Source organism: Marinobacter sp. (genome assembly GCF_048259445.1).
Taxonomy (GTDB): Bacteria; Pseudomonadota; Gammaproteobacteria; order Pseudomonadales; family Oleiphilaceae; genus Marinobacter.
The window spans coordinates 117,205-131,661 of record NZ_JBLXHQ010000002.1; the positions used below are offsets into that span (position 1 = coordinate 117,205).

Sequence of the window (14,457 nt, forward strand, 5' to 3'; positions counted from 1 at the left end):
GGTCAAAGAGCTTTTTCATTAAGAATCAGAGTAGCGACATCTTCAATACATCTTTATGTCTTACGTTGCACTCCAAAAGTACAACTTTCAACTACTCTCCACATGATGACGCCGCATCGCTCTTGGACTACTTTCAGTTTCTGTTGGCTTGCCATTGCCGTAAATCGCCCATTGAAGGCAAACTGGACTGGATTTTTAACATCCAGCTGCCGAGCAGAGCACACTGCGCATACCCCCATGAATGAATGACTGAAATGGAAGGAACCCGAATAATGGCACTGGCTGAAAAACTCTGTCTTACCGCCGCCTTTGTGTTTTTTATGACGGGGCTGGTAACCGGCATCTGGAAATACTGGTGCATGGCCAACAGCCCGAAAGCGGCAGCGCCGCGGTATGTGGACATTGCCCATCGCAGCTCACTGATGTACAGCTTTGCGGCCGTGTTGCTTGGCTGGTTAGCCAGCTACAGCGTGTTCCCGGAATGGTTGAACACACTGGCTGCCGTGTGCGCACTGGGCTTTTTTGCATTGGCTATTGGCACCTACATTGTCCACGGGATTCTTCGGGATACCAGCAACCAGCTGCGTAAGCCACACAAGTTGGGTGCGAACACACTGCCTTCGTGGCTTGTTCATGGCTTTATGATTGCTCTTGTTGTGGCTGAAACAGGCGGTTCGCTGGTTCTTGGAGCGGGCGCCATGATGGCAATCTGGTGACTGTAAAACCGGTTCGGCCGATTCTGGAGAATTGAAATGGCAGCAGATGTTGAGATCAGGGAACTCAGAATTGGCACTCTCAAGAGGCTCGATGATTCTGGAACTCTTACAGGCATCTACAAGCAGCAGGTTGATTCCGCGTACCTGAACATAAATGGCCTGAGCGACGACCAGCAAGGCGACAAACATCACCATGGTGGGCCGGAGAAAGCCCTGCACCACTTTGCCTCGGACCATTACGGACGATTACGGGAGGCGCTTCCAGAACCCGCTGCAGGGCATTGCCAGCCAGGTGCCTTTGGTGAAAACCTGGTGACTGAAGGATTTACCGAAAACGATGTCTGTGCCGGCGATGTTTACAGGCTTGGTGAGGCGATTGTTGAGGTATCCCAGCCTCGTCAGCCATGCTGGCGCCTGAACCTGCGCTTTGGCATACCGGACATGTCCCTCCGGCTCCAGAACAGCCTCAGAACAGGTTGGTATTACCGGGTGTTGCAGCCAGGGATCGTTCACCGGGGCGACAGGCTCATCCTTGATCAGCGTCCAAACCCGGACTGGCCTCTGAGCCGGGTACTATCCCTGTTGTACGAGATCCCACTGGAGCATACTGCGCTTAGGGAAATGGCCGGGCTGAAGCAGCTCACTCCTAATCTTCGTGGGCTGGCCCAAAAGCGGCTGGAAACCGGCAAAGTTGAAGATTGGGAGAGGCGGCTATTTGGGCCGGCGCCTGCTGAATAATCGTAAGGTTATTCAATAATAACAACTGTTTGCTCAAGGGCATCTGGCAGGTACAACTGCCCGATTGGCGCCAGCGTCAAACCCAGCGCTTGTGCACAGCTTTCAAAGACCTCTGACTCCACTGGATCGACAGCAACGAGAAGGCCACCACTGGTTTGAGGATCACAGAATATCAGTGTGTCTGCTTCGCCCATACCTGCGATTTGCCCTGCAAAGGCTGCAGCATTGCGGTGCGTGCCACCGGGGACACAACCTTTTTCAATGTAGGCCTGCACATTCGGCAGTACCGGCACCCTGCTGCGATTGATGCGGGCACACAGATTGCTGCCACGACATATTTCCAACAGGTGACCAGCAAGTCCGAAACCTGTGACATCGGTCATCGCGTGCAAGCCGGCCAACTCTGCGAAAATCTCGCCCGCCTTGTTTAAGGCTGCCATGGTTTCAACAGCCAGTGCCAAATCATCTGGCCTGATACACTCTTTTTTCAAAGCACTGGTCAGAATGCCCACGCCCAGCGGCTTTGTGAGGTACAAAAGGTCTCCTGCTCTGGCCGCACTGTTGCGAATAATGCGGTTTGTCGCCACCTGCCCGGTTACGGCGAGCCCAAAGATGGGTTCCGGCGAGTCAATGCTATGGCCTCCCGCCAGGGTAATGCCCGCCTCGGCACAGGCAGCGCGACCACCGTCGAGCACCTGCCCTGCAATCTCGGGTGCCAGAGTGGCTACCGGCCAACCCAGAATGGCAATGGCCATGATAGGGTGCCCGCCCATGGCGTAAACGTCGCTGATGGCATTGGCAGCAGCAATGCGGCCAAAATCGTAGGGGTCATCCACCACAGGCATGAAGAAATCCGTGGTGCTGATAATGCCTGTGCCATTGCCGATATCCGCAACAGCGGCGTCATCGCGGCTCTCATTACCTACGAGCAGCCGCGCATCGGGCCGCTCCGGAACCGTGGAGTGAAGTATCCGTTCGAGTACATCGGGGGCAATCTTGCAGCCACAGCCCGCTCCGTGGCTCAATTTCGTTAACCTGACAGTCAAGAGTTCAGTCCTTTGCCGTTAAAGGCCTTGTGAAGAAACCAGGTCCATGCCCGGTTTGCCATACCAATAGCCGTTACAGGGTGGGGCTTCCACCAACTGCAATGGGTCGCTGGCTGGCACCTCGCCCCGACGCACCTGGTCATATCGACGAACCACTTCAGCCATACCCTGATGCTCCGGGCTCAGGCGCACGGTGGCTACGCCCATTTTTTCCATATCCGGCAGTTCCCGCATCAGGTCGTAGCGCGAGCCAGACAATGTGGACGTGCCGTTCAGGCGAAACAGTTCCTGAGATTCCCGGGAGCGAAGTTCCAGACCATCCGGGTGCTGCAGGCAGCGGAACTCACAGTTGTCTTTAGGCAGGTTGTAGTGTCTGGCGGTAAAGCAACGGGATGACCAGGCCAGTGGCAGAAAGCCCCAGGCGAACACCTCAGCAGGCAAATCCAGCCCTTCGCCTTTTAACTCCGTAATCAATCGCTGCAAAGTCTCACGGCCCAGCTCTACGGGCAAGCTCCAGCCTTTCAGTCCCTGTTTCGCCAGCAATTTCAGGGTTGGGGTGTTGTATATGTTCATGGATGGGCCGGTCACAAACGGCAAATTGTTCTGCGTGGCCAACTGCAACGCACTCTGATCGTTGGCTTCTACCAGATACTCCTGCTGGTTGCAGATTCTGCGCAACGCCCGCAAATCCGCCTCGGATTCAATCAGTGTCTGTGTCGAGAGCACCACCTGCTTGCCGGAGTCCTTGAGCACACCGGCAATTTCCAGCCAGTCCGCCAGCCTCAGCTCACGGCGGCGGGAACAGACGGTTTCGCCCAGATATACCGTATCCACAGGCCACTCAGCGGCGTTGGCGTAAAAATCAAAAACAGTTTGTTTGGACCAGAACCAGAGAATCGGGCCCAGAGAGAGTTTCATCATGGATTGCTCAGCCTCATTTCCATTTGCGGTGATAGGCGCCAATGGTGGTCAGGCCACCTTCAGACAAACCCGCCAGCGTGCTGTTCCAGACAGGATCCACATGGAAGTTACCGGAACCGGCGTCCAGCCTGTCCAGCGCCTGGCGCCAGGTGCGTGCTACATCCGCAATGTAGGCAGGGCTGCGCTGCCGGCCTTCAATCTTCACGGCACTGATGCCCAGCTCTTTCAGTTCCGGCAGCAAATCCAGAGTATTCAGGCTGACCGGCTCTTCGATAGCGTGGTAAACACTACCTTCCACCTCGAAACGGCCTTTGCATAAAGTGGGGTAACCCGCAGATTCGCCTTTGCCGTATCGATCAATCAGTACGTCGTTCAGGCGGGACTCCAGACCGTTCGGCGTTTCCTGCCAACGCACAGCTTTAGCAGGAGAGCAGGCGCCGCGAGTATTCGGGGATTCATCCGTCAGATAGGAAGAAAGGTAACACCGCCCTTCTGCCATGATGCACAAGCTGCCAAAAGCAAACACCTCCAGCTCTACAGGGCTGTGTTTTGCAACACCGCGCACCTGATCTATCGATAACACTCGAGGCAATACGGCACGGCGGATATCAAAGTTGTCCTTGTAGAAGCGCAGAGCCTCATAGCTGGTGGCAGAGCCCTGAACAGAAAGGTGCCGGTGGACTTGCGGGTGTTTGTTAGCGGCATACTCCAGCAGCCCCATGTCCGCAAGGATAATCGCATCCACTCCCAGTGCCGCCGCCCGGTCGACAGCCGATTTCCAGATTTCCCAACCATCCGGCTGCGGATAGGTGTTGATGGCACAGAATACTCTGGCGCCTTTGCTGTGAGCGTATTCGATGCCCTCGCCTGCGCGTTTGTCATTAAAGTTGAGACCGGCAAACTGGCGGGCATTGGTGCTGTCTTTAAATCCCATGTACACGGCGTTGGCACCGTTATCCACCGCCGTTTTCAGTGCCGGCAAGCTACCGGCCGGGCAAACAAGTTCCATGGCTGCCTCCAGATTAAAGTTCCGCAGACCATACGCCGGGGGATTCCCCCGGGCATTGATCTTTATCACCGGAGCCGCCGATACCCGCTATAACCCGACCAGCTACCCACTAAGGAATACTCCACGCATCATTACTTATAGCCGGTTATTTCTGTTGAAAATCGGGGAACTAACATTGGATAACAATGTGTTACAGGCATAGACCTACCTCCACAGGTACCTCGTACTGTGAATGGTGCGCACTGCTACACTTGCCCACAATGGAAGTCATACACGATTACGGGGGCTCCCTATGAAAAACCTGATCAACAACCTGTCCATGCGCGGAAAGCTGATCACACTTGTGATACCGGCTCTGCTGGTAATTGTTTACTTTGCGGTTGAAAGCATTGTGGTAAACACAGGGCAGCTGGGCAACATGCGCCAGCTGCACTCCCTGGTTCAGCTCGCGGACATCGGTGACCCGCTGATCGAGACACTGCAAAAAGAGCGCGGAAGGTCAGCCGTAGTGCTTTCGAATGGCACTGACCGCGACGCGGCCAGGCAGGCGGAACAGGCCTTAACCCGCCAGCGCCAGCAAACCGACACTCGACTCTCTGATTATCGTACCCGCACAGCCAGTCTCGTAAAGGAGGCCAGCTTCAGCCCCGTTGTCAGCAACAGCATCCAGGCTATGGAAAAGGAGCTGAACGCGCTGGCGCGGCTTCGCAGCGATATCGACAATCGCTCTGTCAGTGGCAATGAAGCCGGAGCTCGTTACACGAAACTGATTACCGGATTACTTGATCGAATCCCTCTGCTCATTGCACGCTCTACCGACCCGGGGCTGACCCGTGACATCAATGCCTACTATGCCCTTGCAGAAGCGGCTGAGGCGGCCGGAAAAGAGCGGGCGGCAGGCGCTGCTCTGATCAACAGTGGAGATTTTGACCTTCCTGCCATTCAGAAAATCGCCGCATTTGAAGGCCACCAGGAAGCCTTTATCCGAGAGGCCCGCGCTATGCTGAAGACCGATTCAGAGTTGCGTGCGACAGTGGAAAATCTTGCAACCACTTCCGAGAGTCGCGATCTGCAGGAAAAGCGGGACACCCTGTTCAGTAGCCCTTCAGGCATGTACGCCCTGGATTCGATGGAGTGGTTTGATATCACCACCGAGCGCCTCGGCAACTTGAACAGCGTGCGTAAAGCGTTGCTCGACAGCACATCTGCCTCTGCGGTCCTTGGCGTCGCCGACGCCCGCCACGATCTTTTCGTCGCATCAGGGATCGCCACTGCATCAATCGTCGTCGTTTTTGCTCTCATGCTGCTCATGGTCAGCACCATCAACCGACAGATCAACAATCTGCTCGACGGCGTGCGGTTTGCCATGGACAACAAGGATCTTACTCAACAGATCCTCATCTCCAGCAAAGACGAGGTCGGTACCATCGGCCGCGCAATCAACGAATTGTTCGGCCGGTTTGGCAGTGCTCTCAAACACATTGATGGCGCCAGCGTACAACTTGCAACAGCCACGGAGGAGACCAGCTCTGTCGCTGGCCAGAACGCCACGCAAACCAAGAGCCAGCAACAACAAATAGAGCAGGTTGCAGCCGCTACTGAAGAAATGTCAGCCACTTCAGAGCAGATTTCCCAGAATACCCAGCAAGTTGCGGACGCGGCCAGTACGGTTATGGAGAGAAGCCGTGCCGGTGAAGAAGTTCTGCAAGGCAGCGTACGCCGCATACGTTCACTTGCCAGCTCCGTGAAAGAGGTAAACGAGGTTATTGAGGAACTGGAGAAACGCAGCGGCAGCATCGTGGAAGTTATGGATGTAATCCGCAAGGTTGCAGATCAGACCAATCTTCTGGCCCTGAACGCCGCCATTGAAGCCGCGCGCGCCGGTGAACATGGCAGGGGGTTTGCTGTCGTTGCTGATGAAGTCCGCACACTGGCGCGCCAGACTCACGAATCCACAACCCAGATAGAAGACATTATTAATGGCTTTCAGGTGATCACTGAAAATGCCAGCCGCTCCATCATTGCCAGCCACGAATTGGCCAACGAAGCCAGCGAACAGTCCTCTGAGCTTGAGCAAACATTTGCCGCTATTCTTGGAGACGTCAACAACATCTCTGATATGGCGACTCAGATTGCAGCGGCTTCCGAGCAACAAGTTGCCGTAACCCGGGAACTGGCAGGAAACATGGAAGCCGTCAGTGAGGTAGCCATACTGACGCTGACCGGCTCTCAGGAGATCTCCCATGTGACGGGAGAGCAGGCGAGACTCGCCCGCCAGCTGCAAGATCTGGCGAACGAGTTCAAAGTGGCTACAGTGTAAGCGCCGGGACTTTTACTGCATCAGTGGTGAGCGGGTCACATTCAGTTCAATGCCCTCAATCCGGGCTCCCGCCATCAAGGTGTTGATGTACTGGCTGATAGCCTTGCGTCGCACCTTCTCGTTCAGGTAATCGCGAATGCGTTCGTAGGCCATTTCAAAGTCCAGCGGTTTGCCGTCCACTTTCTGGTGTATCTGCACAATGTGATACCCGTAGCGGGTTTCTACCAGGCTCTTGATCAAACCGGTGCCGGCGCGGAATACCTGACGTTCAAATTCCTGAACTGTCTGGCCTTTGCCTATCTGGCCGAGTGAACCGCCGGCGCCACTGGAGTCGCAATTGGAATGGGCTTTGGCCAGTTTGCCAAAGTCCTGCGGCGCTTTTTTTATCTGGCTGAGCAGGCGTTCGGCAATATCATGGGCGTACGCCCGTTGCGCTTCGTCTTTCGGGTCACCGGCGATGAGGATATGGCTCACATCCAGCAGCGGAGATGTCACAAAAAGCTCGGGATTGGCCTGAAAATAAGCCAGGCATTCGTCGCGCGTTGCCTCGGGTATGTGCACTTCTCGCTTGATCAGCTGCTCGATATGGTCATCATCGGCCGTGGGGTCGTCCATATCACGCACTTCCAGGCCCAGTTCCGCTGCTCGCTGGCGCAGCAGCTCGCCAAGCACCAGCGTGGTTGCGGCCTGGTATTCTGCCTGTTCTTTTGACGGAGCAGGATGATACTGCATCTCCTGCAGCACCCGCTCGCTTGCAATCGTCACGTCGTTTACGGCAATCATCACACTTCCCCTATTCGCTTCCATTTGATGACGACGGCTTATTTGGTGGCGCTTACCCGACGGCGAACCACCTGATAGTTACGGCCAACATAAGTCACAGGCACGCTCCAGATGTGCACCAGGCGGCTGAACGGAAACAACACGAACAAGGTCATGCCCAGGAACACGTGCATTTTATAGATCCAGTGCACGTTGTGAATGCTTTCCACCGCCAGCGTCGGGCGGAATGTCAGCACCATGCTCGACCAGTCCATCAGACCGCTCATCACCGAGCCGTCCATGTGGTCCATGGAAATAGAAATAGTCAGCATGCCTATAATCAGCTGAGCGTATATCACCAGCAGGATTGCTGTATCCATGATCGTGGTGCTGGCCCGGACCCGGGCGTTAAAAATGCGTCGATGAACCAGCATGGTCATACCGATAAAGCAGATCACACCAAATATGCCACCGGCGACCATGGCAATAATCTGCTTGGCGGCCAGAGAAATCCCGATCATATGGTAGAACTCACGGGGTATCACCAGGCCGGCAAAGTGCCCGGCGAAGATGGCCAGTATCCCTACGTGGAACAGGATGCTGGCAATGCGGAAGTTTTTATTGTGCATAATCTGGCTGGACTGGGCTTTCCAGGTGTACTGTTCACGGTCGTAACGGACCAGGCAGCCAAGGAAGAATATCGCCGAGGCCAGGTAGGGGTATACCCCGAAAAAAAACACATCAATGAGGCTCGCATTCATGATTACTCTCCCTGTCAGCTCCGATGTTCCGGTTCTGGCGAAAGTGGTCGGGGTGCCGGTTCCGGCATGTTAATAGGCATGTGCTGATCGCGCCGCTGACCTTCAGACGGCCGGCTCTGCGAAGACGAACAGTTGGCGTCGGGCGCTTCGTCGCCGCCGAAGGTGACTTCGGCCTCCGCCCATTCCTTATCCAGCGCGTCCTGAGTGTAATCGGGCGTTTCTTCCGCCGCCTGAATCCGCAATTCAGCCAGCGGCACCCGGGCCTCGGAAATTTCCAGGAGGGCATGGAACAGCGGTGCATAAGGGCTGCCACGTTCTTCCAGCCGGCAAGCCACCAGCCCAATAATGTGAGCCACTTCCTGCAGACCTGCCTTCATGTTGTCATTGCCCTGGGTAGCCAGAAATTCCAGATACAGGGGCAGGTAATCCGGCAGTTCTTTCTCGCTCAGCTCAAGACCTGCTTCGTGGTACTCATTCAGCAGGTTGACCATGGCTTGCCCCCGGTCGCGGGACTCTCCATGCACGTGTTCAAAAAGATGCAGCGACACAGATCGGCCGCGCTCAAAAAGTCCGTCGTATTCGGTTTGGCAGGCAATCAGCGATTGCCCGGTTATGTGGTCAACAAAACTCTGCAGACCTGCCCGCGTCGTCTCGCCCACGGGCAGTTCGGCAAACAGGTCGCGGACACTGTCGAGGTTGTCCCGCAGGTCCGCCGTGGGGTAGTCCAGGCAACGGGAGAGCAAACTGATTTGTCGCATGGCTTAATCCTTGAGCGTAACTGGAATGACTTTACGCACCGATGACTTATTACCGCCAAACAAGGTGACGTCGGAATCACCATCACTGCAGCCGTTGCCAAAGGTGAACCCACAATTACCCCGCATGTCATACGCCTCCTCGGCGTAAGCGCGGTGGCTGGTGGGAATCACAAACCGGTCTTCAAAATTGGCAATGGCCATGTACCGGTACATGTCTTCCACCTGGCGCACCGACAGGCCCACCTGTTCGAGAACCTCGAGATCCTCCTCCTGCTCCACCTGCTGCGAGCGCTTGTAGGAACGCATGGCAATCATCCGCTCCAGAGCCCGGATTACCGGGGCTTCGTCGCCGGCGGTCAGCATGTTCGCCAGGTAACGCATGGGAATCCGCAGCGATTTCAGATCCGGCATGTTGCCGTTTTTACCCACGTGGCCGGCCTCGACCGCGGATTGCAGCGGTGACAGGGGCGGCACATACCACACCATGGGCAAGGTCCGGTATTCCGGATGCAGGGGCAACGCCACTTTCCAATCTACAGCCATTTTGTAAACCGGAGATTGCTGGGCGGCCAGAATCCAGGCTTGTGGAATACCCTCTGCCTTGGCGGCTTTGATGACGTCCGGATCAAAGGGATCCAGAAAAATGTCGAGCTGTGCTTCGTATAGATCCTGCTCGTTTTCAACGCTGGCTGCCGCTTCGATACGGTCCGCATCGTAGAGCAACACGCCCAGATAGCGGATGCGCCCTACGCAGGTTTCAGAGCAAACTGTGGGCTGGCCCGCCTCAATCCGCGGATAACAGAAAGTGCACTTTTCAGACTTGCCACTTTTCCAGTTGTAGTAAATTTTCTTGTACGGACAGGCCGAAACACACATGCGCCAGCCCCGGCATTTGTCCTGATCAATCAGCACAATGCCGTCTTCTTCACGCTTGTATATGGCGCCCGATGGGCAAGCGGCTACGCAGGTCGGGTTCAGGCAGTGTTCGCACAGCCGTGGCAGATACATCATGAAGGTGTTTTCAAACTGACCGTAGATGTCTTTTTGCACTACATGGTCGAAGTTTTTGTCTTTTTTACGCTTTTCAAACTCGGTGCCCAGAATTTCTTCCCAGTTCGGGCCCCACTCTATTTTTTCCATCCGCCGGCCGTCGATCAGCGAACGTGGCCTGGCTACAGGCTGGTGTTTGCTGTCCGGCGCGTTGTGCAGGTATTCGTAGTCGAAATCAAACGGCTCGTAATAATCGTCAATCAGCGGCATGTCGGGGTTGGCAAAAATGTTCGCCAGAACCCGCAGCTTACCGCCCATGCGCGGCTGAATCTTTCCACTTTTCAGTCGTTTCCAGCCGCCATTCCAGCGCTCCTGGTTTTCCCACTCTTTGGGGAAGCCAATACCGGGCTTGGTTTCAACGTTGTTGAACCAGGCGTATTCCATGCCCTCGCGGGAGGTCCACACGTTTTTGCACGTGACTGAACAGGTGTGGCATCCAATGCACTTGTCCAGATTCAGAACCTTGCCAATTTGTGCTCTTACTTTCATGTCTGTCTCCTGGGAGTGAACCCCGATCGTTTTGGGTGCCAGAGGTTCATTCAGTGTCTAGCCAATCAACGTTATCCATCTTGCGCACCACCACGAATTCATCGCGGTTGGAACCCACGGTGCCGTAGTAATTGAAGCCGTAGGATTGCTGGGCATACCCCCCGATCATGTGGGTAGGTTTCATCACTGCCCGGGTAACCGAGTTGTGAATGCCGCCTCGCGTACCGGTCATTTCAGAACCCGGTACGTTTACGTGCTTCTCCTGGGCGTGGTACATCATCGCCGACCCTACCGCGACCCGTTGCGACACCACGGCTCGCGCTGCGATAGAACCGTTAACGTTGAAAGTCTCGATCCAGTCGTTGTCTTCAATACCCGCCTCTTTGGCATCGTGTTCGCTCAGCCAGATGATCGGCCCACCCCGGGACAACGTCAGCATCAACAGGTTGTCGGTGTAGGTACTGTGAATGCCCCACTTTTGGTGCGGAGTCAGAAAGTTGAGCACAATCTCTTTGTTGCCATTGGTTTTCGTGTTCAGCACCGGCTGGATAGCTTTCAGGTTGACCGGCGGTTTATACACACACAGGGTCTCGCCAAAATCGCGCATCCATTTGTGGTCCTGATAAAACTGCTGACGGCCAGTGATGGTGCGCCAGGGAATCAACTCATGCACGTTGGTGTAGTTGGCGGTGTAAGACACATGCTCGTCTTCCAGGCCAGACCAGGTGGGCGAGGAAATGATTTTGCGTGGTTGGGCAATCACATCGCGGAAACGGATTTTTTCATCCTGCTTGGGCTTGGCCAGATGGGTGTGATCCCGGCCGGTGTTCACCGACAACGCTTCCCAGGCCTTTACCGCAACCTGACCATTGGTCTCGGGCGCCAAAGACAGAATCATCTCGCAAGCATCGATGGCCGAATCAAGCCGGGGCCGGCCTTTATTAGCGCCCTCGTCATGGTGGACGTGGTTCAACTTGCCCAGAAACTCCACTTCTTCTTTGGTGTCCCAACTGATGCCTTTGCCGCCGTTGCCAAGAGTTTCCAGTAGCGGTCCGATGGACGTGTATTGGGCGTGAATATTGGCGTAGTCGCGCTCAACGGTCACAATATTGGGCATGGTTTTGCCTGGAATAGCCTCGCACTCGCCTTTCCACCAGGCTTTTACATCGTAGGGTTGGGCCAGCTCACCCGGAGAATCGTGCAGCATGGGCACGGTCACCACGTCGGTTTCCTTGCCAAGGTGACCGGGGCTCAGTTCGGAATACTTCTTCGCCAATCCCTTGAAAATGTCCCAGTCGCTGCGGCTTTCCCAAACCGGGTTCACCGCTTCTGACAGCGGATGAATGAACGGGTGCATGTCTGAGGTGTTGAGGTCGTTCTTCTCGTACCAGGTGGCTGTCGGCAGCACGATATCGGAATACAGGCAGGTGGTGGACATACGGAAATCGATGGTCACCCAGAGATCCACCTTGCCCTCCGGCACCTCCTCATGCCATTTGACGTCTTCGGGGCGGCCTGCATCAGCATCGCCCAGCTCTTTGCCCATCAAACCGTGGCGGGTACCCAGCAGGTGACGCAGCATATACTCGTGACCCTTGCCGCTGGACCCCAGCAGATTGGAACGCCACACAAACATGTTGCGTGGGAAGTTCTGCGGATCGTCCGGGTCTTCACAGGCGAACTTGATATCCCCGGATTTCAGCTGCTGTACAACATAGTCCTTAACCTCCATACCGGCCTTGTCGGCTGCCGCCTTGATATGCAACGGGTTGGTGCCCAGTTGCGGCGCCGAAGGTAGCCACCCCATGCGCTCGGCGCGGGTGTTGTAATCGAGCATTGATCCGCTCCAGTCTTTCGGATCGGCCAGCGGCGAAATCACCTCTTCCATGCCCAGCTTCTCGTAACGCCACTGGTTGGAATGGTTGTAGAAGAACGACGTACCGTTCATGTGCCGGGGCGGGCGCTGCCAATCCAGGCCAAACGCCAGAGGTTGCCAGCCGGTCTGTGGGCGCAGTTTCTCCTGGCCCACGTAGTGCGCCCAACCGCCGCCGCTCTGGCCCACGCAACCGCACATCATCAGCATGTTGATGATGGCACGGTAGTTCATGTCCATGTTGTACCAGTGGTTCAGACCCGCACCGACGATGACCATGGAACGACCGCGGGTCTTGTTGGCAGTATCGGCGAATTCACGGGCAATACGAATCACGTCTGCACGTTTTACGCCTGTTATCTGCTCCTGCCATGCAGGGGTATAGGGCACATCATCGTCAAAACTGGTGGCACAACCATCGTCGGCAATGCCCTGGCTGACGCCGTAGTTGGCCAGCGTCAGGTCGTATACGGTGGCCACCGTGGCGGTCGTGCCGTCAGCCAGGGTGACATTACGTACGGGCAAACGGCGGGTTTGCATTTCGGTGTGGTTTGTATGCTGGAAGTAACCGTGTTCGTGCTCCTTGCCGCCAAAATAGGGGAAGGCTACTTGCACAAGTTCGTCTTCACGATCCTTCAGGCTCAGCCAAAGCTCCTGGGTTTCATTGCTGGTTCCGTCGCGGTTTTCCAGGTTCCATTTGCCTTTCACTCCCTCTTCGTGATTCTCACCCCAACGGTAACCGATAGAGCCATTAGGTGAGGTCAACTCGCCGGCTTCGTTCAGGGCAATGGTTTTCCAGTCGGGATTATTGGCCTGGCCAAGGTTGTCTACCAGGTCAGCAGCACGCAGGAACCGGTCCTGATGAAAAACGCCGTCTTTGGCCTTCAGCACAACCAGCATAGGGAAGTCAGTGTAACGTCGAACGTATTCGGTGAAGTAAGTGCTGGGATTGTCGACGTGGAATTCTTTCAGAATGACATGACCGAACGCCATGCCCAACGCCGCATCGGTGCCCTGGCGAGGTGCCAGCCATGTGTCGCCGAACTTGGACGCTTCCGAATAGTCTGGGCAAATGGTGACAATCTTGGTGCCCTTGTAGCGCACCTCGGTCATGAAGTGCGCGTCTGGCGTGCGGGTCTGGGGCACGTTGGAGCCCCACATCATGATGTAGTTGGAATTAAACCAGTCTGCGGACTCGGGCACGTCGGTCTGTTCGCCCCAGACCTGCGGGGAAGCCGGCGGCAAATCACAATACCAGTCGTAGAAACTCAGGCAGTTGCCGCCTATCAGCGACAGATATCGGGCACCGGCTGCGTATGACACCATCGACATGGCGGGAATGGGTGAAAAACCGGTGACTCGATCCGGGCCATAGGTTTTCGCGGTGTAAATATTTGACGCCGCAATCAGCTCGTTCACATCGTCCCAATCAGCACGGACGAAACCGCCCTTTCCTCGGCGCTGCTTGTATTCCCGTGAGCGGACCGGATCTTCAACAATAGACGCCCAGGCATCTACCGGGTCTTTGTGTTTGGCCCGGGCTTGCTGCCACATTTCCATCAGGTGGCCACGCATTTTCGGATATTTCAAACGGTTTGCGCTGTAGATGTACCAGGAGAAGCTGGCTCCCCGGGAACAGCCGCGGGGTTCGTGGTCTGGCAGATCCGGGCGAGTACGGGGGTAGTCCGTCTGTTGAGTTTCCCAGGTGACCAGCCCGTCTTTGACATAAATTTTCCAGCTGCAAGAGCCGGTGCAGTTGACGCCATGGGTAGAGCGTACAATCTTGTCGTGCTGCCAGCGGCGGCGATAGCCAGCCTCCCAGGCCCGGTTTTCTTCGGTCATCACGCCGTGACTGTCGGAAAAGTCGGTTTTCTTCTGTTTGAAGAAGCGTAGTCTATCCAGAAAGTGGCTCACGGTTTATCTCCCGGCATCGATCTCGGGCTGCCCGTCGTCAGACAGCGAACTTGGAATTATTAGTCAACTGTGACTGAACATAGACGCAATAGTTCAGAGT

The 14,457-nt window shown here is 55.7% G+C and carries 11 protein-coding genes; 3 read left to right on the forward strand and 8 right to left on the reverse strand.

The features are described from left to right. Positions 1-272 precede the first annotated feature (272 nt). Both ACN0RL_RS01960 and ACN0RL_RS01965 read left to right on the forward strand, forming a co-directional pair. Positions 273-716 (forward strand): hypothetical protein, encoded by a 444-nt coding sequence (locus tag ACN0RL_RS01960; protein ID WP_417513148.1) that lies wholly within the window; start codon positions 273-275, stop codon positions 714-716. 36 nt (positions 717-752) lie between these two features. Next, the gene (locus ACN0RL_RS01965) at positions 753-1,454 is read left to right on the forward strand and encodes an MOSC domain-containing protein (RefSeq protein ID WP_417513150.1); all 702 of its coding nucleotides are present in this window, start codon (positions 753-755) and stop codon (positions 1,452-1,454) included. Between the two features lie 8 nt (positions 1,455-1,462). On the opposite strand, the gene selD is transcribed toward ACN0RL_RS01965, so the two are convergent. From selD to ubiU, 3 genes are read right to left on the reverse strand one after another with little or no spacing between them, the layout of a single operon-like run. After that, the gene (gene selD / locus ACN0RL_RS01970) at positions 1,463-2,500 is read right to left on the reverse strand and encodes a selenide, water dikinase SelD (RefSeq protein WP_417513152.1); all 1,038 of its coding nucleotides are present in this window, start codon (positions 2,498-2,500) and stop codon (positions 1,463-1,465) included. Between the two features lie 18 nt (positions 2,501-2,518). After that, positions 2,519-3,421 carry a U32 family peptidase gene (locus tag ACN0RL_RS01975; protein ID WP_417513154.1) on the reverse strand — a complete coding sequence of 301 codons (903 nt, stop codon included), beginning with the start codon at positions 3,419-3,421 and terminating at the stop codon, positions 2,519-2,521. 13 nt (positions 3,422-3,434) lie between these two features. Beyond that, on the reverse strand, positions 3,435-4,430 hold the full coding sequence (ubiU, locus tag ACN0RL_RS01980; protein ID WP_417513156.1) for a ubiquinone anaerobic biosynthesis protein UbiU: 996 nt from the start codon (positions 4,428-4,430) through the stop codon (positions 3,435-3,437). A gap of 292 nt (positions 4,431-4,722) precedes the next feature. Here ubiU and ACN0RL_RS01985 point away from each other — a divergent pair, with 292 nt between their 5' ends. Then, complete coding sequence (locus ACN0RL_RS01985; protein WP_417513158.1) at positions 4,723-6,750, forward strand: methyl-accepting chemotaxis protein; 2,028 nt, start codon at positions 4,723-4,725, stop codon at positions 6,748-6,750. Between the two features lie 12 nt (positions 6,751-6,762). Here the strand turns inward: ACN0RL_RS01985 and ACN0RL_RS01990 are convergent, their stop codons facing one another. Genes ACN0RL_RS01990 through ACN0RL_RS02010 form a run of 5 tightly spaced genes read right to left on the reverse strand, consistent with a single transcriptional unit; the run spans position 6,763 to position 14,357 of the window. Continuing rightward, a complete protein-coding gene (locus tag ACN0RL_RS01990; protein ID WP_417513160.1) occupies positions 6,763-7,533 on the reverse strand; it encodes a peptidylprolyl isomerase in 771 nt (256 codons plus the stop codon). 38 nt (positions 7,534-7,571) lie between these two features. Continuing rightward, entirely contained in the window at positions 7,572-8,273 is a 702-nt protein-coding gene (narI, locus tag ACN0RL_RS01995; protein ID WP_417513162.1) for a respiratory nitrate reductase subunit gamma, read from the reverse strand. 14 nt (positions 8,274-8,287) lie between these two features. Then, on the reverse strand, positions 8,288-9,031 hold the full coding sequence (gene narJ / locus ACN0RL_RS02000; protein ID WP_417513164.1) for a nitrate reductase molybdenum cofactor assembly chaperone: 744 nt from the start codon (positions 9,029-9,031) through the stop codon (positions 8,288-8,290). A 3-nt stretch (positions 9,032-9,034) separates the two neighbouring features. Beyond that, entirely contained in the window at positions 9,035-10,570 is a 1,536-nt protein-coding gene (narH, locus tag ACN0RL_RS02005; RefSeq protein WP_417513166.1) for a nitrate reductase subunit beta, read from the reverse strand. Positions 10,571-10,616: 46 nt separating this feature from the next. Then, positions 10,617-14,357 carry a nitrate reductase subunit alpha gene (locus ACN0RL_RS02010; RefSeq protein ID WP_417513168.1) on the reverse strand — a complete coding sequence of 1,247 codons (3,741 nt, stop codon included), beginning with the start codon at positions 14,355-14,357 and terminating at the stop codon, positions 10,617-10,619. Positions 14,358-14,457: the final 100 nt, after the last annotated feature.

Excerpts from the sequence above, each read along its gene's own strand:
- ACN0RL_RS01960 (WP_417513148.1), top strand. The coding sequence starts at position 273 with ATGGCACTGGCTGAAAAACTCTGTCTTACCGCCGCCTTTGTGTTTTTT.
- ACN0RL_RS01965 (WP_417513150.1), top strand. The coding sequence starts at position 753 with ATGGCAGCAGATGTTGAGATCAGGGAACTCAGAATTGGCACTCTCAAG.
- ACN0RL_RS01975 (WP_417513154.1), bottom strand. The coding sequence starts at position 3,421 with ATGATGAAACTCTCTCTGGGCCCGATTCTCTGGTTCTGGTCCAAACAA.
- ubiU (WP_417513156.1), bottom strand. The coding sequence starts at position 4,430 with ATGGAACTTGTTTGCCCGGCCGGTAGCTTGCCGGCACTGAAAACGGCG.
- ACN0RL_RS01985 (WP_417513158.1), top strand. The coding sequence starts at position 4,723 with ATGAAAAACCTGATCAACAACCTGTCCATGCGCGGAAAGCTGATCACA.
- ACN0RL_RS01990 (WP_417513160.1), bottom strand. The coding sequence starts at position 7,533 with ATGATTGCCGTAAACGACGTGACGATTGCAAGCGAGCGGGTGCTGCAG.
- narI (WP_417513162.1), bottom strand. The coding sequence starts at position 8,273 with ATGAATGCGAGCCTCATTGATGTGTTTTTTTTCGGGGTATACCCCTAC.
- narJ (WP_417513164.1), bottom strand. The coding sequence starts at position 9,031 with ATGCGACAAATCAGTTTGCTCTCCCGTTGCCTGGACTACCCCACGGCG.
- narH (WP_417513166.1), bottom strand. The coding sequence starts at position 10,570 with ATGAAAGTAAGAGCACAAATTGGCAAGGTTCTGAATCTGGACAAGTGC.